General features: G+C 52.7%; 21 protein-coding genes. 15 read left to right on the top strand and 6 right to left on the bottom strand.

Features of this window, described 5'->3' with window-relative positions:
• Positions 1-28 precede the first annotated feature (28 nt).
• The 6 genes from RHH81_RS04775 to RHH81_RS04750 all read left to right on the top strand — a co-directional run bounded on the left by RHH81_RS04775 (position 29) and on the right by RHH81_RS04750 (position 5837).
• Positions 29-1900: a serine/threonine-protein phosphatase gene (locus tag RHH81_RS04775; protein WP_310743465.1), complete on the top strand. Its 1872-nt coding sequence runs from the start codon at positions 29-31 to the stop codon at positions 1898-1900.
• Positions 1900-2964 carry a tRNA preQ1(34) S-adenosylmethionine ribosyltransferase-isomerase QueA gene (gene queA, locus RHH81_RS04770; RefSeq protein ID WP_206201298.1) on the top strand — a complete coding sequence of 355 codons (1065 nt, stop codon included), beginning with the start codon at positions 1900-1902 and terminating at the stop codon, positions 2962-2964. The genes RHH81_RS04775 and queA overlap by 1 nt, the downstream gene beginning before the upstream one ends.
• 444 nt (positions 2965-3408) lie before the next feature.
• Complete coding sequence (locus tag RHH81_RS04765; protein WP_206201297.1) at positions 3409-3606, top strand: hypothetical protein; 198 nt, start codon at positions 3409-3411, stop codon at positions 3604-3606.
• 60 nt (positions 3607-3666) lie between these two features.
• A complete protein-coding gene (locus RHH81_RS04760) occupies positions 3667-4479 on the top strand; it encodes a carbon-nitrogen hydrolase family protein (protein WP_310743464.1) in 813 nt (270 codons plus the stop codon).
• A 120-nt stretch (positions 4480-4599) separates the two neighbouring features.
• Positions 4600-4797 (top strand): hypothetical protein, encoded by a 198-nt coding sequence (locus RHH81_RS04755; RefSeq protein WP_206201295.1) that lies wholly within the window; start codon positions 4600-4602, stop codon positions 4795-4797.
• Between the two features lie 173 nt (positions 4798-4970).
• The gene (locus RHH81_RS04750) at positions 4971-5837 is read left to right on the top strand and encodes an alpha/beta hydrolase (RefSeq protein ID WP_310743463.1); all 867 of its coding nucleotides are present in this window, start codon (positions 4971-4973) and stop codon (positions 5835-5837) included.
• Between the two features lie 12 nt (positions 5838-5849).
• Here RHH81_RS04750 and RHH81_RS04745 read toward each other — a convergent pair whose 3' ends face one another.
• Entirely contained in the window at positions 5850-6383 is a 534-nt protein-coding gene (locus tag RHH81_RS04745; RefSeq protein ID WP_206201293.1) for a P-loop NTPase family protein, read from the bottom strand.
• A gap of 163 nt (positions 6384-6546) precedes the next feature.
• Between RHH81_RS04745 and RHH81_RS04740 the strand changes: the two genes are divergently transcribed.
• The 5 genes from RHH81_RS04740 (at position 6547) to RHH81_RS04720 (ending at position 10451) form a co-directional block, all read left to right on the top strand.
• The gene (locus tag RHH81_RS04740; protein WP_206201292.1) at positions 6547-7194 is read left to right on the top strand and encodes a DUF3386 domain-containing protein; all 648 of its coding nucleotides are present in this window, start codon (positions 6547-6549) and stop codon (positions 7192-7194) included.
• Positions 7195-7196: 2 nt separating this feature from the next.
• Positions 7197-8402: a ribonuclease Z gene (locus tag RHH81_RS04735; RefSeq protein WP_206201291.1), complete on the top strand. Its 1206-nt coding sequence runs from the start codon at positions 7197-7199 to the stop codon at positions 8400-8402.
• A 135-nt stretch (positions 8403-8537) separates the two neighbouring features.
• Positions 8538-8768 (top strand): hypothetical protein, encoded by a 231-nt coding sequence (locus RHH81_RS04730; RefSeq protein WP_149817400.1) that lies wholly within the window; start codon positions 8538-8540, stop codon positions 8766-8768.
• A gap of 54 nt (positions 8769-8822) precedes the next feature.
• Positions 8823-9992 carry a cysteine desulfurase family protein gene (locus RHH81_RS04725; protein ID WP_206201290.1) on the top strand — a complete coding sequence of 390 codons (1170 nt, stop codon included), beginning with the start codon at positions 8823-8825 and terminating at the stop codon, positions 9990-9992.
• Between the two features lie 9 nt (positions 9993-10001).
• The gene (locus tag RHH81_RS04720; protein WP_206201289.1) at positions 10002-10451 is read left to right on the top strand and encodes a hypothetical protein; all 450 of its coding nucleotides are present in this window, start codon (positions 10002-10004) and stop codon (positions 10449-10451) included.
• On the opposite strand, the gene RHH81_RS04715 is transcribed toward RHH81_RS04720, so the two are convergent.
• Positions 10448-14170: an EAL domain-containing protein gene (locus RHH81_RS04715; protein WP_310743462.1), complete on the bottom strand. Its 3723-nt coding sequence runs from the start codon at positions 14168-14170 to the stop codon at positions 10448-10450. The two genes, RHH81_RS04720 and RHH81_RS04715, sit on opposite strands and share 4 nt — an antisense overlap.
• A 712-nt stretch (positions 14171-14882) precedes the next feature.
• Here RHH81_RS04715 and RHH81_RS04710 point away from each other — a divergent pair.
• Genes RHH81_RS04710 through RHH81_RS04695 form a run of 4 tightly spaced genes read left to right on the top strand, consistent with a single transcriptional unit; the run spans position 14883 to position 17426 of the window.
• On the top strand, positions 14883-15038 hold the full coding sequence (locus tag RHH81_RS04710) for a hypothetical protein (RefSeq protein WP_206201287.1): 156 nt from the start codon (positions 14883-14885) through the stop codon (positions 15036-15038).
• Between the two features lie 44 nt (positions 15039-15082).
• Positions 15083-15331: a hypothetical protein gene (locus RHH81_RS04705; protein ID WP_225901658.1), complete on the top strand. Its 249-nt coding sequence runs from the start codon at positions 15083-15085 to the stop codon at positions 15329-15331.
• A gap of 13 nt (positions 15332-15344) precedes the next feature.
• Positions 15345-16721 (top strand): magnesium transporter, encoded by a 1377-nt coding sequence (gene mgtE / locus RHH81_RS04700; RefSeq protein ID WP_206201286.1) that lies wholly within the window; start codon positions 15345-15347, stop codon positions 16719-16721.
• A gap of 3 nt (positions 16722-16724) precedes the next feature.
• A complete protein-coding gene (locus tag RHH81_RS04695; protein WP_206201285.1) occupies positions 16725-17426 on the top strand; it encodes an MgtC/SapB family protein in 702 nt (233 codons plus the stop codon).
• A gap of 5 nt (positions 17427-17431) precedes the next feature.
• On the opposite strand, the gene RHH81_RS04690 is transcribed toward RHH81_RS04695, so the two are convergent.
• The 4 genes from RHH81_RS04690 to RHH81_RS04675 form a co-directional block, all read right to left on the bottom strand.
• Positions 17432-17833, bottom strand: coding sequence for a hypothetical protein (locus tag RHH81_RS04690; RefSeq protein WP_206201284.1), 402 nt, complete (start codon positions 17831-17833; stop codon positions 17432-17434).
• Positions 17834-17972: 139 nt separating this feature from the next.
• A complete protein-coding gene (leuC, locus tag RHH81_RS04685) occupies positions 17973-19376 on the bottom strand; it encodes a 3-isopropylmalate dehydratase large subunit (RefSeq protein WP_206201283.1) in 1404 nt (467 codons plus the stop codon).
• A 145-nt stretch (positions 19377-19521) separates the two neighbouring features.
• On the bottom strand, positions 19522-20187 hold the full coding sequence (locus tag RHH81_RS04680; RefSeq protein WP_206201282.1) for a hypothetical protein: 666 nt from the start codon (positions 20185-20187) through the stop codon (positions 19522-19524).
• A gap of 17 nt (positions 20188-20204) precedes the next feature.
• Positions 20205-21206: a DNA methyltransferase gene (locus tag RHH81_RS04675; protein ID WP_310800510.1), complete on the bottom strand. Its 1002-nt coding sequence runs from the start codon at positions 21204-21206 to the stop codon at positions 20205-20207.
• Between the last annotated feature and the right edge of the window lie 22 nt (positions 21207-21228).

Here is a 21228-nt window from a genome sequence, read left to right as displayed (position 1 = left end):
CTGCGGCAGCCCCCTCAGGATTGAAGCGATGAATCCACCTGCACCTAATCTCATTTGCCCAGAGTGTGGCACTGCAAATTCCATTCACCAAGTTGAGTGTTGCCACTGTCAGGTGCCACTCCTGAAACGCTACTTGTGGGCGATCGGTTCTGGTTTGGATCCCTACAGGGTGGGTGAACTGTTGGGCGATCGCTATCTAGTGCAAGGCAAACACTTGCTCTTAGACCTATTGCCGGGGGAGCCAGCGCCCAGTGTGGACAACACCTCCCAGCTCTACCGTCCCTATCTGCGCCTCTTTCCCAAGCGTCCCCATGTCCCGGAATTATTTGGCGCCCTTTCCCTCCCTGAAGGTGAACTGTTGCTCCTTGAGCATGCCCCCGTCAGTTGCATTGACATTGCCGATGCCAAAATTGCCCCCGGTCTCACCCATGCCGCTCCCCTCACCACCATCTGGGAGAAAGCCAATTTAGTACGCCGCCTCAACTGGTTATGGCAAATCATCTCCCTTTGGCCAGCCTTGGTGGCAGAAAATGTGGCTCTCACACTGCTCAATCCCCAGCTTTTGCGAGCCGAGGGATCCCTTGTGCGGCTGCTGCAACTGCAAGCAGGCCATAATCCCACCTTGACTGACCTTGGCAAATTCTGGCAAACCCATTTCAGTTTTAGCGACCAAGGGGAAAACTTTCAGCAGGCCTTCACGATCCTGTGTCAACACATGCAGGATCCTCAGGAAACCACCCCTGAATTTATTCGTGACACCCTAGAGACCCTCTTTCAACAGGCTCTCGATCACCTCGGTTATGAGTACCACTACGATATTGCTAGCCGCTCCGACCAAGGGCCTAGTCGGACTCGCAATGAGGACAAATGCTTTCCAGAGCGCGATCTCACGAGCCAATCACAGGTGTTCGCCCTCGTGTGTGATGGCGTCGGGGGGCATGAAGGGGGCGATGTCGCTTCCGGTTTGGCCATTGACATTCTTGAGGAGACGCTAACCCCCCTCAAGCTGCTGGAGATGTCCCCTGCTACAGTTGAACAGGCGATTCAAACCGCTATTCGCCGCACCAATGATGCAATCAATCAACGCAATGATACGGAGCAGCGCCACGAACGCCAGCGCATGGGAACCACAGTTGTCGGTGCCCTGATTGAACACGCCCATCTTTACCTTGCCCACATTGGCGATAGCCGCGCCTACTGGATCAACCGCTGGGGCTGCTACCAGCTCACCCTCGATGACGATGTGGCCAGCCGTGATGTGCGCTTGGGGATGAGTACCTACCATCAAGCCCTTGAGCTGCCCTATGGTGGTTCCTTGGTGCAAGCGTTGGGGATGGCACCCTCCCAGCATCTGCACCCCACAGTAGAACGCTTTTTACTGGATGAAGAGGGAATTCTTTTGCTGTGTTCCGACGGCCTCAGTGATTTTAATCGTGTCGAAACCTACTGGCCACAGTACCTCCTGCCTGTGCTCCAAGGTCAGCTTGCCCTCACTGCTGCGGCCGAACAACTCATTGATCTTGCCAATCGCCTCAATGGCCATGACAATGTGACGGTGGTGCTCATTCACTGTCGGGTGAAGAATGCAGCGGGTGTCATTGACTTGGACTACAGCGATATTGTTTGTCAAGGGGAGTTGCCAGAGGTGACAGACATTACAATGGGCTACGTCCCCCCACCCGATCCAGCGGATCTCGACCTGACGGTTTCCCAGATTGTGGAACCCCCTCAACCCCAACCCAAGCCGCCGCCAGCCCAAAGGTCTCGTTTCCAAGCGTGGCTGCTACTGCTGGTGGCTGTGGGCGTTGCCACCGCTGCCCTTGGCTTTCTGGCTGTGATGACTTCTATGAATCGCTCTGTGGTAGAGCCATCCCCCTCACCGTTGACCCCACCCCAATAATGCCGAGTTCTGACGATTTTTCCCTCGACGCCTACGACTATCACCTGCCTCCGGAACGGATTGCCCAACAGCCCGTTTCTCCCCGCGATCATTCCCGCCTGATGGTGGTGGCACAGGAGACTGCTACCGATCACCACTTCTATGAGCTACCGCAACTGTTGCAACCGGGGGATTTGCTAATACTCAATGATACACGGGTGATTCCGGCACGGCTGAGGGGTCAAAAAGTGGGCGGCTCTGGCCGTACCGTTGAGGTGTTTCTTCTCGAAGAATTGAGCGATCGCCAGTGGCTAGCCCTTGTCAAACCGGGACGAAAATTGCGCCCTGGAGCCGTGATTCAAATCGGCACACTGCAAGCAACGGTACAGGCCATTGATGAGGAGACCCGAGGCCGGGTGATTGAATTTGACCTGCCGCCGGGCGATCGCCTGTGGTCCTATCTTGATCACCTAGGGGAAGTGCCCTTACCTCCCTACATTGACAACCCCATTGAAGATACTGAACAATACCAAACCGTCTATGCTCGCCGTCCCGGTGCTGTGGCTGCGCCAACCGCTGGCTTGCACTTTACCCCCGAACTCTTGAGTAAGTTGGCCTATCACGGCATTGATCATTGTTTTTTGACGCTCCACGTGGGCATTGGCACCTTTCGTCCTGTGGAGGCCAGCGATATTCGCCATCACCATCTCCACGAAGAATGGATTGAGGTACCAGCTGCTACCGTCGAGCGGATTCAGGCCGCCAAAGCTGACGGAGGACGGATTATTGCCGTCGGTACCACTGTTATTCGCTCCCTAGAAACGGCAGCCCAATCCGGCACCCTTCAGCCCTTTTGTGGCAAGAGTGATCTCTATATCTATCCGGGGTATCAGCCCAAGATAGTCGAGGGCTTCATTACCAACTTTCATCTGCCCCGCTCTAGTTTGATGATGCTCGTCAGTGCCTTTATTGGCCGCGAACGGTTGCTTCAGTTGTACCAACAGGCCATCGATCGCCAGTACCGCTTCTATTCCTTTGGCGATGCCATGCTCATTTTGCCCAGCGCTTGCCACAATACCGTTTGAGTGTGCTATCTTAAAGCCAGTTGTTTTGCAAACTACCGTTCAGGGAGATGGAGGTGATGCCCATGGCAGATAGTAGTAAACGCTTGGGTCGTCGTTTTGGAGTAGCTCAGCTCTAGGGAAGAGTTGTTCTCCATCTGTTGATTTGAAATCACACCTAGGAGGCCACTTCTCCTAGCAGTTGATACCCACGATAACCACCAGACCGCTCCTAAGGCCTTCCTTGGGGGCGGATGGCTTTTTAGGGGCATGTTGGGGGCGTCTGAGCGATAGTGTAGTTTTGTGACTAGGCATTAAAAAACATTTCAGATGCTGGGTGGCGAATGGGGTAGCGATCTATAGTAGGGGCAACCGGAACATCGCCATTATTGGCCAGAGAAGACAAATTGAGAGTGGACAACGACTAATGATGGTGGACTCTGGAACTGTTGCGTTCTGAGAGCAGCCATGGCCGTTCAATTCCTACCCCAAAAAACACGGCAAAAAACGCCGCGCTTGCATCCCATTAGTGGTCCCAAGCTACTGCTAGTCGTGCTGTTGAACCTCTTTATTGCCGGCTATGTCTTTTGGGCCTACCGCACTGCCCATGAGCATCAGCTTCCGACCCAACGCAATCCGATCTTCCGGAACCTGCGTTCTCGCTAGACTTGCCCTAGGCAGATTGTGACGATAGAATGAGGGATTGCTGTCTTTTTTTCAATGGGCATGAAATCCTATCTCGCTGCCGCAGTACAAATGACGAGCCAGCCGAATCTTGAGGCAAATTTAGCACAGGCAGAGGAATTGATTGAACTGGCGGTGAGACGGGGTGCAGAACTTGTAGGGTTGCCAGAAAACTTTTCTTTTCTCGGTGACGATCGCGAGAAGGTCGCCCAAGCGGCAACAATCGCTGAGCGGACTGAGGCTTTTTTGAAACGCATGGCGCAGCGATTTCAGATTACCTTAGTGGGGGGTGGCTACCCAGTACCAGCAACTGCAGGCAAAGTCTATAACACAGCAGTCCTCATTGGTCCTAACGGAGAAGAATTGAGCCGTTACCAAAAGGTGCATTTATTTGATGTCGATTTGCCCGATGGCAATATCTACCACGAATCGGGCACAGTGCTAGCGGGACGGCAGTTGCCCTCTGTCTATCCCAGTAAGGAACTGGGGAATATCGGCTTGTCGGTGTGCTACGACGTTCGCTTTCCAGAACTTTACCGCGCGCTCTCCCAAGCGGGGGCAACGGTGCTGTTTGTGCCGGCGGCCTTTACCGCCTTCACGGGTAAGGATCACTGGCAAGTTCTCCTGCAAGCGCGGGCGATTGAAAATACCTGCTACGTGATTGCACCGGCTCAGACGGGAATTCACTATGCGCGGCGGCAAACCCATGGCCATGCCATGATTGTGGATCCTTGGGGAACCATTTTGGCGGATGCCGGCGATCGCCCCGGCCTCGCCATTGCGGCCATTGAACCCAGCCGCCTCGAACAGGTGCGCCAGCAAATGCCCTGCCTGCAACATCGCGTCTTTTTCTAGGTTTTGGGCAAATTCTGCAATAAATCGTAACATGGCATACAGCCGGGGGAAGTTTCCTACGCTATCGTAGAACCATAGGTGAATCCTTGCCCTCACTCCAAACCCACTAGGAGAGTATCTATGGATAGCGTTACGGTTCCCAACCCGCAAGCCTCCGCCGAGGTTTGGAACTCCCTGAAGCGGGCGATCGCCCACAGTTCGGGTTTTCAGCGTTGGCTCAGTGAAAAGCAGGCCAGTGTTGTCGTTGAGCAGCCCACGGATCTCGATGCTTGCGTTACCGCTTACCTGCGTCAGGCTCTCGAAACCCTTGCCTATTAAAAATTGGTAAGAATTGTAAGCCTTGCCCTTCTACGAGCAGCATTCTGACTCCTGAGGTCACAGATTACCCTCACGGCGCATTCCTTGGGGGGGTTGATATTCGAGGTTGGGGCAACCCTATCCTTTGGCGTTCCCTTGGTTATAGTGGTAAAGTGCCAGCCCCCAAGGTGCATATGATTGAAGGCCCGTGGATCCATAAGTTTATTGTCTCCAATGGGATTCGCCTCCACTATGTCACCCAAGGAGAAGGGGAGTTAGTGCTGCTGCTCCATGGCTTTCCCGAGTTTTGGTACTCTTGGCGACATCAAATTCCTGTCTTGGCGGAAAAGCACAAAGTCGTTGCCCTAGATTTGCGCGGCTATAATCTCAGCGATAAACCCCAAGATACCGCTAGCTATGTTCTTGACGAGTTAATTCTCGACATTGTTGGTGTCATTGACGGCCTTGGCTATCGGCGCTGTCATTTGGTGGGGCATGATTGGGGAGGGATGGTGGCTTGGGGCGTGGCCTATGCGGTGCCGCAGCGGATTCAAACCTTGAGTGTCCTAGCCTGTCCGCATCCAGCAATGTTCCACCAGTTGAGTTTGGAGCAATGGTTGCGCAGTAGCTATATGCTGCTGTTTCAACTGCCTTGGCTGCCGGAGCTGCTCTTGGAGTGGGGGGGCTATGGAGCAGTTGCCCAAATCTTTCGCTGGGCAGCGGTGAACCAACAGGCAATTCGGGCGGCGGACATTGCCCGCTATCAGGATGCGGCCGCCCAACGGGGTGCCCTATCGGGAATGCTCAACTACTACCGTGCCGGGTTGCAAAGTCTCTGGAGTCGGGAGTGGGGCGTCCTAGATGTACCAACCTTGATGCTCTGGGGGCGCCAAGACCCCACCTTGGGTATGGAACTCACCTACGGCACGGAAGCCTACGTCAAGGAACTGAAAATTCAATACTTGGACTACTGTGGCCACTTTGTGCAGCAGGAGCAACCCGATTTGGTCAATGAGTATTTGCTAGAGTGGCTAGAGACCGTTTCTGCTGCCCTAAATTAGACCTAAACCAACCTAAATTAAACGCCGCAACTGTGTAATTTGGTCAGCGATCGCCAGCAGCGATTCCGGCATTTCAGGTCCCGTCAAGATCACATCCAGCGTCCGCGGACGATTCTCTAAAAAGTTCAATACCTCCGCTTCACTCAGCACCCCCAGTTGAATGGCCACACTCACCTCATCTAAGACCACCAGACGATACTCCCCCCTTTGCACCGTCGTTTGCAGATGCTGCCATAGCTCACGTACTGCCGCCTTTTCTTGAGGAGTCAGGGTGTCCGTTTCTCCTAAACAGCGTTGCAGCGCCGGTCGCCACCACGTGAGATGCTGTCCCAACTGAATCGGGTGTTCAATCCCCGTTTGAATTCCCCCCTTGAGCAATTGAACAATGATGACGCTGCTGCCTTGAGCAGCTACCCGCAACGCCTGCGCCATGACCGTGGTGAAAAAGTGCCGCTGCCGACAGGTAAACACCTGCACCACTCCCTCAATACCATAGGTTAGGGGCAAGCCTGCCTCAGAAACGGAAACCGCGAGTTGTGCCACCATCGTGTTCCTGTCCAGTTAAAAAGGAGAACGACCCCCTAGGGGTTATACATCTAGTGTAGTGCGCAATGATTTAACCCTAGTGAACACTAGATATACGTGGTCGTCAAGGGGTCAGAAAATTGAGTTATCTTAAAACAATGTGACTGTTACTGAGGATGCCCCCATGCCAGCGACACAGGCTCTTGATGCTGAGGCGCTCTTTCGCGTTGCCTACGAAAATCGTTACACATGGGATGAGAATTTTCCCGGCTTTACGGCCAAGGTCACGCTCATTGAGGGCGATCGCACGTACCACGGGCAGGTAAAAGTGAGCCGCGACTACGCCGTTGAAGTGAGTGGCATAGAAGACGAACAAGTTCGCGAATCCCTCTACAACCAATTGCGGGATGTGATTGTCCACCGCAAGCGCAACCGTTTTGAAGAGGCCCACGGCAAAAACACCTTCCAAACTGGGGAAACCGACGCCAGTGGGGCAGTGGAAATCCTCGTTAGCGGTGACGCCATGGGGTCGAACTACAAGGTGCGGGACAATCAAATTGTCTATGTCAGCCGTGTCATGGGGCGAGTTGCCTTTGCCATTACCCACCGTGAAGCCCTTGATACCGGTGCAGGCTACATTTCCACCAACTATGTGGCTGTCTTCCGCAATCCGCAAACCAACGAAGTGCTGCGGCAAATGGAGTTTGAGGATACCTATGTGCCCGTCGGCAATTACTACCTGATGAGCCGGCAGGTGGTGCGCACCCATGAAAATGGCCAAACCAGCACCGTGGAAATTCGTTTTGATGACCTGCAACTCCTAGACGACTAAGCGTGGAAATTACATTTCTAGGCACCAGTTCTGGGGTACCCACCCGCACCCGCAATGTTTCCAGTGTGGCTCTGCGGCTGCCCCAACGCAAGGAAATTTGGCTCTTTGACTGCGGTGAGGCCACCCAGCACCAATTGCTGCGCAGTGACCTGCGAACCAGTCAGATCCGCCGCATTTTCATTACCCACATGCACGGCGATCACATCTTTGGCCTGATGGGCTTGCTTGCCAGTTGTGGCCTTGCGGGAACCGTGAGTCAAATTGATGTCTATGGCCCGCCGACATTGGATCGCTACATTGCCAGTTGTTTGCGCTGGTCTGTGATGCGGCTTCCCTACAAGTTGCAGGTGCATACCGTCGAGCCGGGGGAAGTCTTTAGTGATGGCGAGTTTACGGTGACCTGTCGGCTGCTGCATCATCGAGTACCTGCCTTTGGCTACCGCGTCACTGAGAGCGATCGCCCCGGTCGCTTTTATGTGGAAAAAGCCCAAGCCTTGGGAATTCCCTTTGGGCCACTGTATGGTCAACTCAAGCAGGGCAAAACGATCACCCTCGCAGATGGCCGCACCTTTGATGGCCGCGACTTCTGTGATCCACCGCAGCGGGGGCGCAGTATGGTTTATTGCACCGATACAGTCTTTTGTGAAAGCGCGGTTGAGTTAGCCCAGCAGGCGGATGTCCTCATCCACGAGGCGACATTTTCCCATCAGGAGGCGGATCTGGCTTTTGCACGGCTGCATTCTACATCCACGATGGCGGCTCAGGTGGCGACCTTTGCCCAAGTGAAATTGCTCTTCCTCACCCACTTTAGTGCCCGCTACGCCCCCGGCAATCCCGTGCAGGTGGAGGATCTGCTTGCGGAAGCACAAGCCATTTTCCCCAATACTCGCTTAGCGCAGGATTTTCTCCATTACGAAATTCCCCGGGACGCGCCTCAAGCCAATCCAGCCGTGGCTACTGCCCCAGAGAAAGGGGATATCCTGATCAATCGGGGTGAGGAGAAAACGGTTGCTGTTGCTCAGAAAATTGCGCCAGCGATCGCCATCAACCGTGCCACGCGCCAGCAGATGCAGCAGAAACTGGGAATTGACGCTGCTACAGCCAATGCGATTTTGGAGCGGCGGCGGCAGCAAAAGTTTACCTGCCTAGAGGAACTCGAACGCCTGTATCCGCAGGTGGCATGGGACACCCTCAACGTGGAGTTCTAAAGAGCAATTATTTTCAGTCTCAAATAGGAACTTGTGATTGAGATCAACGTCTTTGTGTGCTGTTGATCACAGTTAAGCTTTGTGAAGCACTGGCATAGTTGAGACCATACACGCAAATTGCAAGGGGATTGGTGTATGACGCTGCTGGAGCTAATCCGCCGTATTCAGGCGACTCGGATCGTAACCCCTGCTCAAGAGCGGCAGATCAATGAATTGTTGTGGCAGCGTTCCCTGAGCGCCACGGAATATCAAGCAATGCAGGAGCTGGTTACGGGGATTATTGCGGGGGAAATTCAAGTCATCTCTCAGATTCAGCGGTTTGGCAGCAAAAAGGAGCTAGGGAATAATCGGTTACAATTGGCTTAAGGGACTGGGTTTTATGACAGTTCCGCCATTGGTTTTTGGGAGCTGCTCCTGCCCATGCAACTGTATTTCGACTATGGTGCAACAACCCCCTGTCGAGCAGAGGCTATTGCAGCGATGGTGGCGGCCTATGAACAGCAGTGGGGTAATCCATCGAGTATTCACGAGTGGGGGCAACGTGCAGCGATCGCCCTTGAGCAGGCACGGATGCAGGTGGCAGCACTGATTCATGCCCAAGCGGATGAAATCATTTTTACCTCTGGGGGCACAGAAGCGGATAATCTTGCCCTGTGGGGAATTTGCCAACGCTATCGCCAACCTCAGCATCTGATTATTTCGGCGGTCGAGCATTCGGCGGTGGCCAAACCGGCGGCTGCCCTTGAAGCTCAAGGCTGGCAAGTGACCCGCTTAGCGGTGAATCACTGGGGAGAGGTGGAACCCGCCCAACTACGGCAGGCCCTGCAACCGAACACGGTCTTGGTCTCGATCATCTACGGCCAAAGTGAGGTGGGCACGCTGCAACCCATTGCTGAACTCGCAGCCATTTGCCAAGAGGCGGGGGTGCTTTTCCATACGGATGCGGTTCAAGTGGCGGGACGAGTTCCCTTGGATGTGCAACGGCTAGGCGTGGATTTACTCTCGCTGTCCAGTCATAAAATTTATGGCCCTCAGGGAGCGGGGGCGCTCTATGTGCGATCGGGGGTACCCCTAGAACCGCTCTTGCGTGGCGGGGGACAAGAACTGGGCCTCAGGGCGGGAACCCAAGCAGTGCCGACCTTGGTGGGTTTTGGGGTGGCAGCGGAATGGGCCGCCACTGAACTAGCGACAGAACCGATGCGCCTTGCTCAACTGCGCGATCGCCTGTGGCAGCAGTTGCAGGATCATCCGCAAGTGGAACGAACAGGGCATCCATGGCAGCGGTTGCCCCATCATTTGAGTTTGATCGTGCGCGATCGCCACGGCCAGCCCTTGAATGGCAAAACCTTTGTACGGCAACTCAACCTTGCGGGCATTGGCATTAGTGCGGGATCCGCCTGTCAAAGTGGTCAAACCCAACCCAGTCCCACCCTCTTGGCCATGGGCTACGATCCTGAAACCGCCAAAGCGGGAATACGCATTACCTTGGGGCGAGAGACCACCGCTGCCGATGTCGATTGGCTGGCCATGGTGCTGCGGCAATATCTTGCAGAGGCGATCGCCCCCCCCTTAGCGGTATCTCTTTCCTAGGGTGTATCCATGGTGTGGGCGGCATTATCTGCACAGGGGACTTGGGCACTGGCCAGCTATGGCGTGGTTGCCACCCTGATTCTGCTGTGGACAATTCTGCGATCGCTACAACACCCCTCGCAAAAAGCCGCCCTCGAAGCCGAAGTCGTGCGACTGCAAGATCACTGCAATCAACTCCAGCACCAACTTCAGGCAATAGCCGCCGAAAATCAACAATTGCGAGCAGGCAGCGATTACTGGCAACAGCAACACCAAGCCCTCAATGCTCAACTCACCACCCTAGAAACCACCTATCACCAACTGGAGATGAACCTTCAACGTCTCGAACAGGAGCGCGATCGCCTGCAACAGGCACTGCAACAGCCCGCCGACTGGTGGCAGGAAATGACGAAAAACTATCAAAGTTGGTGGGAAAGCCTGCCCTTTCTTCCCCATGAGGATACCAGCAGCAAGTCCTAGGACAAGCGATTAATCGGCAATGGTGGATAGAAGAGGTAGCCTTGGCCATAGCGACAACCGAGGTCGATTAATTGGGCGGCTTGGGTTGCTGTCTCCACCCCCTCTGCCACCACATCTAAGCGCAGGCTTTTACCGAGGGCAATCACGGCACCAATAATTTCCCGTGCCGCTTGGCTTTTCTCTAAGTTCTGGACAAAGGAGCGATCAATTTTCAGGGCGTGGATCGGCAACTGATGCAACCGACTCAGGGAGGAATAGCCCGTGCCAAAGTCATCAATGTTGAGGGCAACCCCCAGTTGTTGCAGTTCCTCGGCCACCTGCAATGTGGCTTCAAGGTTGCGGATCATGGTCGTTTCCGTAATCTCCAGATGAAGGAGATGGGGGGGCAATTGGGCACGGCGCAGCGCTGCCAAAATATCACTGACAAAGTTGGCATCCACCAGTTGTTGAGGCGAGATATTAATGCCCAAGGTCATGGTCTGGCGACGGCTGTCCTGTTGCCGCCACTGGCTGAATTCCTGCATCGCCCGTTCAAAGACCTGTCGGCCAAGGCTAACAATGAGACCGGCTTGCTCCGCAAGGCCAATAAATTCGGCGGCAGGAATTTCACCCTTTTCAGGATCAAACCAACGGCTCAGGGCCTCAAGACCCACGATCGCCCCCGTCTCCAGTTGAACAATGGGCTGAAAATAGACCTGTAGCTCACTGTTGGCGATCGCCTGATGCAGTTGACTCTCCAGCGTAAAGCAACTCTGGGCTTGGGTGTGCATTTGCGGGTCAAAAATCCGATACTGCCCCAGCCCCTGTTTTTTCGCTTGGTACATGGCAATATCGGCATCCCGCAACAGGGTAGTGGCCGAGGTGTCGGCGCGATCGCTAAAGGTGACGCCAATGCTGGCACTGAGACTTAACAGATGGCCATCAATGACCAAGGGCTCCTGAATCACCCGCTCTAGATCGGCAACCCGTGCTTCTACCTGAGCCACCATTTGCTCAGGATCCAGATCTTCACACAGCACCACAAACTCATCGCCACTCAGGTGAGCCAAGGTATCCCCCTCCGGCACCACACTTTGCATCCGCTGGGCAAGGGTAATCAGCACCTGATCTCCTGCTTGGTGTCCCAAGCTATCGTTAACCCGCTTAAAGCGATCAATATCAATAAAAACAACCGCAAAGGGGCGATCGCGATGGCGTTGATACTGCCGCCAGCAATGCTGCAATCGGTCTTGGAGCAGCGTACGGTTCGGCAGTCCCGTTAGGGCATCGTGGAGGGCATCGTGAATCAGCTGCTCCTCCATTTGCTTGCGGCGGGTAATGTCGCGTCCCACACATTGATACTCCACACAGCGACCCTGGTGATCAAAAAAAGCGCGGGTTGTCCATTCAAACCAAAGAATCTGGTCTTGGGGCAATGTCACCCCACACTCAATTGTGCTGAGGGGCTGCGCTGGTGTGAGGGCTTGCAGATGCTGTTGGAAGCGTTGCTGGGTCACCGCATCAAAGGGATGCTGGAGCACATCCCCCAGATCACAATTGATGCCCGCAGCAGCAAGATAGCGAAAGAAAGCGGGATTGCCAAAGGTGAGATGTCCCTCAGGGGTACAGCGATAGAGCAATTCTGTCTGTGCCTCCAGCACACGCCGATAGCGTTCCTTTTCCTGATGGAGGGCACTGACCAATTCGGCACGGTTGATGCCAAAGCCCAGTTGTTCGGCCAGTTGGCGGATCAGCTCCACCTCGTCAATCGCCCAAGGTCGAGGAGAAGAGCAGTGGTGGCACAGGAGTAATCCCCAGAGACGTTCCTCCTCAATAATCGGTACCACTAAGAGGGCACGCACCTGCAATTGGTTGAGAAAGTCGCGATGACACTGGGTTATTTCAGCGGTGTTAATATCAGCAACCGCCAGTACCCGCCCCTGAAGATAGGCTTCGGCAGACTCACGGTGGAAACAGGGGTCATAGAAGGTGCGGTGCATGAGAGAAAACTGCGGTGCCGCCACCGATTCAGCCACCACCTCACCCCGGCCATCGGCATAGAACTGGAAAATGAGGGTGCGATCGACCCCCAGCAGTTGACGCACTTCCTCAAGGGCGGTTTTAAGAACCGTTTCCAGATCAAGGGAACGGCGAATTTTCAAGGTTAGCCGATGCAGGAGTTCCGCTTGGGTTTGCCGTCGCTGTAACGAAGTAGTGGAGTCCACCTGAAGCGTAATATTCTGGAAGAAAACCGCAAGGCCTCGGCCAGTGGGAAAAGCCCGTACCGCAAACCATTGGTTCAGCCCCTCATAGAAGGCTTCAAATTGGACGGGAGTTTGCTCTGCCATTGCCCGCCGACTTTGGCTTTCAAAAATTGAGTTGCGCTCATCGGGAAAGAGATCCCAGAGGTTTTTCCCCAGCATCTCTGAGGCAGATTTCCCCACTAGACGGCAAAAATTTCCGTTGACATAGATAACTGTGAAGTCGCGATCCACTTCAAAAAAGTGATCCGACATGCTCTCCAAAATATCAGTCACTTGGTTGTAGGCCGCTTGCAGGCGATCGCTAAATTGGCGCTGTTCCGTGACATCCCGTGCAGCACCATAGATGCGCCCTTGACTGAGCAGGCCTTGCCATTCATACCAGCGATAGTCTCCCCCTTGGGTGCGCAGGCGAATTGTGTGGTTACTGATTTGCTCCCCAGCAAGGAGACGTTGCTGCATCTCCCGATGGCGGGGGCGATCGCCGGGGTGGAGAAATTCCTCAAACTTTGCCCCTGCCAACCGATTCAGGTCATAGCCCAAGCAGGTATGCCAGTGTTGATTCACCCGCCGCAGCCGTCCCTCACTATCGGCAATCATAAATAGCTCTAGGGAGGAGCCAAAGAAATACTCTAATTCAGCTGTTTTTTGGGCAATTTCTGCTTGCAGACGCATGCGATCGCTAATGTCCCGCTGCACACCAAAGTGGCCAATGATTTCCTTATTTTGGTTGTAGAGACACACATAATTCCCCTCAACCCAAAAGGAGCTACCATCGCGGCGGTGGAGTTCAATTTCAATGTGAAAATAGCCCAGATCAAAGAGTGCTCGCCACAGCCGTTTGGCGAGTTCCAGATCATCCTTAAAGCAAATGCGCGGCGTCAGGCCAATCAGCTCCTGCGGCGGTAATTGATACTGCTGGGCAAAGGCACTGTTGACACGCGTAATCCGCTGATGATCAAGGACATACTCCAAGATTTCCTCTTTGTTGACTGTGTCATCCCAGCGGATGGGCTGATCCAACATCATGAAGAAGCAGGCCTCAAGGGATTGTTGAAAAAAGGCTTCCAGTAGTTCTTGCTTGGCTTGTAGCTCTAGCTCGAGTTGACGGCGACGGGTAATATCCCGCGATGTGGAGACTAAAAATAAAACATTTCCCCCTGCATCACAAATGGGGTGCGTGAGGGTTTCCAACCAAACATATCCGCCATGCTTTTTGCGGATGCGATAGGTTTCTATCACATTCACACTGCCTTGCAGGGCGAGGGCATGGGCACCACTGCGAATGCGCTCTGCATCCTCAGGATGAAATAATGTGTAGGGACTCTTACCAATCAGTTCTCCAGGAGAATAGCCTAAAAGGGTTTTGCTGGAGGGAGTCACATATAGATAGTTGCCATCCGGTTCGTGCAGGCAAATGAGATCATCGGTGTAGTTGACCAATAATTCAGTAAAGTGCTCAAATTCATCTATAATCATTCGCTAGAATCCACAATTTTTATCACGCATTAAGATACTTCTGGACGTTTTACACTATAAAACTTTAAGTAATGATTAACAATTTTAGCGAATGACAGCCCTTTCCTGAAATATCAGCGACATAACGGGAGTGCGGTGCTCTGCCATCGGGGCTTTTACCGGGGTGAGGGTGTTCGATCGCTGTGAAAAGGGCGATACGACCAGAAATGCCCTACTGCAATGCCCTAGCTGTTCATATGATCCTTGACAAAGACTTGCTCACCCCCTAAAATGCCTATTGGCAGTTGGAAGATTTCCTAGGCTGCTGGCATTTGTCTATTTTTGGAGATTTTCTTAATGGAGTCTAGTAGGAGTCACTGTAATGCTGCTTCTGGTGACCCCATCTCCGCTAATGAAGATCCCTGCCATAGGTGGAGCCTCTCTCCCCTAAGGATCGCCGAGGTGAATTCAGACTTGTCTGCTGCCTAATGGCTTGAACTTCTGGTTCATCTCCGCGCGTTCCAAGGCAGTCGATCTGCAAATGGAGATGGATCACGAAGCAAATTGGTCAATAGGTCTTAGTCTCGTATCTACCTGAGTCTGCCTAAGGTTGGCTGGCTCAAATCTGTTTTTTGTTGAGAGCGATCGCCCGTAGTCAAGCGTTTTTATTGAACGACTACTTTTCATCGCTCAAGTTGTTGCGTGGCAAAACCATTAGCAACGGAGAGTTTCTATGTTTGAAGTTTGTTTGTTCAGCATGATGGCCGAAATGCTGGGAATTACCCTTTCGGAAGTGCTGGGTGTTGCCCTTGGCCACCTGATGATTACGGTCATGAGCCAAGCGATCGCCCACTTGGGAGAGTTCTCACCCTTTGAGTTGTCTCGTTAAACCCTAAAACATCCTATTGTCGTTTCTCAATGGAGCTTAGAACCATGATGACCCACGATGCAAAGCAGGCATTTCTGTGCCCCTATACCCTTTACCGTGGGCACGTCACCCTAGACGCGCTGACCTTTGATGCCTACCTGCAGAAATTTGCTCAACGGGCAGGGTTTATTGCTGCTCTCCATACGAGTGGGAAACTTTCTACATCCGAAGCCTACAACCAGTTGGCTGATCTCTGGCATCAATTGAGCGAAGCCTATGCCCCTGTCTCACCCACCCTAAATTGTCAACCATAGAAGGAGCAATGCGATGGTAATCAATCCCCTCGATGATCTGCTGACCTATCCGCAGGGTCTCGGTGCTGCCAAGCGGACAGCCAACCAACTGACGATTCCTGAGCTAGTGCGTGCCCTGCGCCAAATTGACCCCCATAAGCGGGTATTGGCCTTTCGCCTCCTCGAAAAAGACAAGGCGATCGCAGTCTTTGAAGCCCTGACTCCCGATGAGCAGGCAACCCTCATTGAAGGGATGACGGATCCTGAGATTCTGCATTTTCTAGAAGCCCTTGAGGCCGATCAACGGGTGCGTCTCTTTGAGGAATTACCTGCCAAGGTCACCAAACGGTTGCTCAGCCAGTTAAGCTCAGAATCCCGCGACGCCGTGAACCTGCTGTTGGGCTATCCTGAGGGCACAATTGGTCGGCGCATGAATCTGCGCTACTTGGCGCTGCGGCAAGACTTGACCGTGGAGCAGGCGATCGCCGCTATCCGTGAGAGTTCCTTGGATATTAATGACCTGAGCATTATTTTTGTCATTGATGAACAGCGCTTTTATCGTGGCTTTGTGCAGCCGATCCAGTTGATGAAAGCAAATCCCCACCAGCCGCTTCAGGATTTGGTGCAAGGACAGGAACTGGCGATCGCTGTGACCGCGCCGGAACTATCCGCAGCCAAACTCCTCAAGGAATACGATGTCCCTGCTATTCCTGTGGTGGATCAAGAGGGGCGACTGGTGGGCGATATCACCTTTGATGATGTGATTGACCTGATTGAGGAGGAGGCAACGAGCACCATTTTGGCGCAAGCAGGTGTGGGTAACCTGCTCAACCGCGATCAAGCTTGGAGTGAACGACTGGTGCGCGGTCCCATTCGCTATGCAGTGCAACTGCGGATTATCTGCCTGATCATTACCCTCATTGGCGGTATGATTGTTGGCGGCGTGATTCAGTACTTTGAGGAAGTTCTGGAAGCCGTCGTTGCTGTGGCCATTTTTATTCCTGTGGTCATGGACATGGGAGGCAATGTCGGTACCCAATCCACCACTGTCTTTGCCCGTGGTCTTGCTTGGCAGCACATTGATATTCGTCGCTATGGCGGTTATCTCTTTCGCGAGTTTCGCATTGGTGCGATCATGGGTCTTATCTTGGGAACTGCTGGCGGCTTGATTGCCTTCCTCTGGCAAGGGTTACCCAACGACATTCCCCAACTGGGCTTGGCCGTGGGACTTTCCCTTTTTATTGTGATTACCTTCGCGGCGGTCTTAGGGGCATTAATTCCTTGGGTGTTGCTGAAGTTGGGTTTTGACCACGGACCATCGGCGGATCCCTTTATCACAACCATCAAGGACTTTACAGGGCTGTTGCTCTACTTCTATCTGGTGAGTGCCTTCCTAGGGCTGTCGTTTTAACCGATGTCAACAAGTGATTTTATTGTCCGTTTGGTAGCGGCCTTTTGTCTTGGGGCAGCCCTCGGCTTGGAGCGACAATGGCGGCAGCGCATGGCCGGTCTGCGCACAAATACCCTCGTGGCAACGGGGGCAGCACTATTTGTCATGCTCTCGGCTTTGACGCCGGGGGAAGCGAGTCCAACGCGGATTGCCGCCCAAATTGTCTCTGGTATTGGGTTTCTCGGCGGGGGCGTGATCCTGCGGGAAGGCCTCTCAGTACGGGGTTTGAATACGGCCGCTACTCTCTGGTGTGCAGCGGCGGTGGGGGCACTGTGTGGTTCGGGATTACTCTATCAGGCAACCTTAGGAGCAGTGGCAGTGCTCATGGCCAATCTGCTCTTGCGTCCCCTCGGCTATCGCATCAATCAGCAGCCCCTCAAGGGCACCGAAGTGGAGTTGTGCTATCGCTGTGATATTGTCTGCCGTGCTGAGGCAGAGGCTCATTTGCGGGCACTGCTGTTGCAGTCATTAGCGGGCAGTCGGCTGAAGTTGCGATCGCTCCTCAGCGAGGATATTGAAGACACCCCCGATCGCGTCCATATTGAAGCAGAACTCCTCAGTCAAGAGCGCAATGATGACTTTGTAGAAGGGCTAGTGAGCCGCTTGAGTTTAGAACCCAGTGTTCTTTCGGCGCGCTGGCGCATTACAGAGCAGGAGTATGGTTGATTTCTCTAGGGATAGAGGCGCATATTCAGACGAGCCGTGGTGCCCGCTTGCGGACATTGCAGACGCGGCGTATAAGTACCGCCAACTCGCCACACGGAAATATAGCGATTATCCCGTACCCATTGAATGGTTACTTCGCCACTACAGCCAAAATTACCGCCAAGATCGCGATCGCTAAAAAAGCCGCGCACGAAGCCATTGCCGCTTGCCGTGACGTTAATGGTGCCCTCATAAACTCGTCCATTGACTTTGGTGGTGTAGGGCAAGATATCTCCCGGCAAGGGGCTAAGCTGGTAGCCGTAAATTTCAGTCAGCCCGCTATCAGAAACTAGCGTCTCAGCAGCAGCAGGCAAAATAGAGGCCATACCCAGAACCACTGCGCCTAGCAAGCCCTGTAACATTTTCATAGACAGCCTCCTTTTGGAAAGATTGGAAACATAAACCGCTCCTCCCCTTGTCTCTATTGTCATTGTCTAGGAGGATAATTTCATACTTTAGGGAATGTGACAGGGCTGATAAAGAACTTGATATCTATTAAGCAGGACATCAAAGAAATGCCCGCACATCTGTAACTTCACCCGTAATAGCTGCGGCGGCCACCATCGCTGGACTCATGAGGAGTGTCCGTCCCGCTGCTGATCCTTGGCGTCCTTTGAAGTTGCGATTGGAAGATGAGGCACTGATCTGACGCCCTTGCAGCTTGTCGGGATTCATGGCGAGGCACATCGAGCAACCAGGATTGCGCCATTCAAACCCTGCGGCTTGGAAAATGACATCGAGACCCTCCGCTTCGGCTTGCGCTTTTACCCGTTCTGAACCGGGAACCACAAAGGCTTTGACACCGGGTTTGACTTTGCGCCCTTCGACAACTTTGGCAGCCTGCCGCAGATCACTAATGCGACCATTGGTGCAACTGCCAATAAAGCAGACATCAATCTTGGTGCCTTGAATGGGTTGCCCCGGTTGCAGATCCATGTAGGCATAGGCTTCAGCGGCGATCGCCCGTTCTGCCTCGGGCAAACTCTCTAGGGTGGGCAAGGTCTCATCCACCGCAATGCTTTGGCCGGGGGTAATGCCCCAAGTGACCGTCGGTGCAATATCTGCAGCCGCAAATGTGACAACATCATCGTATTCAGCATCGGCATCACTGACGAGCGATCGCCACCACACCAGCGCCTCATCCCAAGCCTTGCCTTGGGGAGCAAAGGGGCGGCCTCGTAAATAGGCAAAGGTGGTTTCATCGGGGTTGACATAACCGCAGCGGGCTCCCCCTTCAATGGCCATATTGCAGACGGTCATCCGCTCTTCCATTGAGAGCTGGGCAAAGGTACTGCCAGCAAACTCATAGGCATAGCCAACACCGCCTTTAACACCAAGGTGGCGAATAATGTGGAGGATGAGATCCTTGGCATAGACCCCAGAGCCAAGGGAGCCATTCACTTCTACTTTGCGAACCTTGAGCTTATTGAGGGCGAGGGTCTGAGTCGCCAACACATCCCGCACTTGACTGGTGCCAATCCCAAAGGCGATCGCCCCAAAGGCACCGTGGGTAGAGGTGTGGCTATCCCCGCAGGCGATCGTCATCCCCGGTTGCGTTAACCCCTGCTCGGGAGCAATCACATGGACAATGCCCTGACGACCGGAGCCAATCCCAAAGAAAGGAATATGGTGAGCACGGCAATTCGCCTCAAGGGCTTGCAGCATCTCTTCGGCAAGGGCATCTTGGAGAGGACGCGCCAGCGTATCTGTCGGCACAATATGATCCACCGTCGCCACGGTTCGCTGCGGATACAGCACCGCCAATCCCCGCTCCCGCAGCATGGCAAAGGCTTGGGGACTCGTCACTTCGTGAATCAGGTGCAGGCCAATAAAGAGCTGCGTTTGCCCTGAGGGCAGTGTCGCCACCGTGTGCTGTTCCCAAACCTTATCAAAGAGTGTGCCGCGACTCATAGACTCGTGAAAAAATCCAGCCTATCAATTATAGGCAAAAGGAAGAGATTCAGTACAGTGATTATACAAGGCAACTATCCGTTTTCAGTCGCATCACGGCCATGTTGCAGCTTGGTTTATGATGTTTAACTTTATGAAAAAAGCTTTAATCGCTATGATTAAGCCAAAACTCGCGAACCTTTGTAAAGTATTTCAACCGCCCTTCAATTTTGCTAATTTCACGGGGATAGAATTCAGCTAATGCATCACACAACTCAAGCATCCACTGCTTACGGGAGTAGCCACGGTTAATCGTTAAAACATTAGAGTTCGCAATCTGAATTTGCCCCCAACCCAAAGGGCCAATTGTTAAGCAGTCCCACCCCAAAAACTCGATTGGCAGAAATTGAACATTTTCAATACCGATACGAGTTCTTTGAGCCTCATAGGCAATCAGCAAAATTGCAAAAACATTTTCATCTGATTGATAGAAACGAGTGAGGCGTTCTACAGAAATTAAATTGGGCATATTAAACTGTGTACTCAATCTGTGGGTTTTCACGTCAATGACATAGTAAAATCCTTGATCATCCTTGAAAGCGAGATCAGCCATGGCTCTACGGGCAAAATGTGCTGAATAGTTTTTACAAATCTCTTCACCAAGAACCGCCTGTAGATGATTGGCAAGAATTTGCTGAACAGCATCGCCAACAGCTCTTGGGCTATTGATTGTCACAGCAGACAAGAAATCTTCCTGTGAGTTTAAGAGTTCTTTGATGTTTTCTTCGATTTGACCAATCTGATCACCATAGAAAATATGTCTTTTTTCCATTGATTCTTATGTTTCCTCTAGGGAAAAAGCTCTGGTTGGTGAAATAGTTTTTCGCACTGATACTGCTTTTGCGTAAAACGTCCTTGCTCACTTAATGTGTTTCTTTCCCAAAACACGCCATCAGCATAGCCCTGAATCGAAGCATCTACTTCAGCCATTTCAAGGCGCTTCTCCGCTAGGCAAGCATAAGTCTCATCCAGTTCAACCCCCAAAAAACGCCTACCGAGCTTCTTGGCAACGACAGAGGTTGTTCCGGAGCCGAGGAACGGATCAAAAATAATGTCATCTGGATTGGAGCTAGCTAAAATGACCTTAGCCAGTAGTTTCTCGGGCTTTTGGGTGGGATGATCTGTATTTTCTGGCATTGACCAAAAGGGCACAGTTAAGTCTGTCCACAGGTTAGAAGGATGCGTTAGGCGGTAATTTCCTTCTTCCGTGGCTTCCCAATCTTTGGGATGTCCATTGACTCTATAGGGAGCGATGACTTTACGCTTGAGCTTAACAGCCTCAACATTAAAGGTGTACTCATTAGAAACAGTGCAGAACCATATATCCTCGGAGGCATTTTTCCAATTCTTGCTTGCTCCTCGTCCTTTCTCGCGCTCCCATGTAATTCGGTTGCGGATTTGAAAACGGTCTTTAATGACTTCAAATACAGCAATTGAGGATTCCCAATCAGAGCAAATGTAAATAGATGCAGTTGGTTTTAGAATTTTTTCAAGACTCGACAAGCAAGACTCTAGCCAGTTGATGTAATCCTCTAAACTTTTTTTCTTGAAGCTAATTGAGTTAAATACTTTGTTCAGGTTGTAAGGTGGATCAATAAACAGCAAATCAACAAATTGACTTGGGAGAAACTTGATGACCTCAAAGATATCTTGATGGATGGTGCGGTTAATGATTTCTGATAGGCTCACAGGATGACTCAACCGTAGGAGTCGCTGTCGATACTTCGCTTGTTCTTGCTCGGTCAACGTAATTGTTCTATTTCTGGGGGCGCGTTCTTTGCTGTGAACCATATCGCTTTATCAAAACTTGATT

This window comes from Thermosynechococcus sp. PKX95 (genome assembly GCF_031583295.1).
In the GTDB taxonomy this organism is placed as follows: domain Bacteria; phylum Cyanobacteriota; class Cyanobacteriia; order Thermosynechococcales; family Thermosynechococcaceae; genus Thermosynechococcus.
The sequence above is the reverse complement of the archived record's forward strand: the minus strand, read 5'-3'. Positions and strand labels throughout refer to the sequence as shown.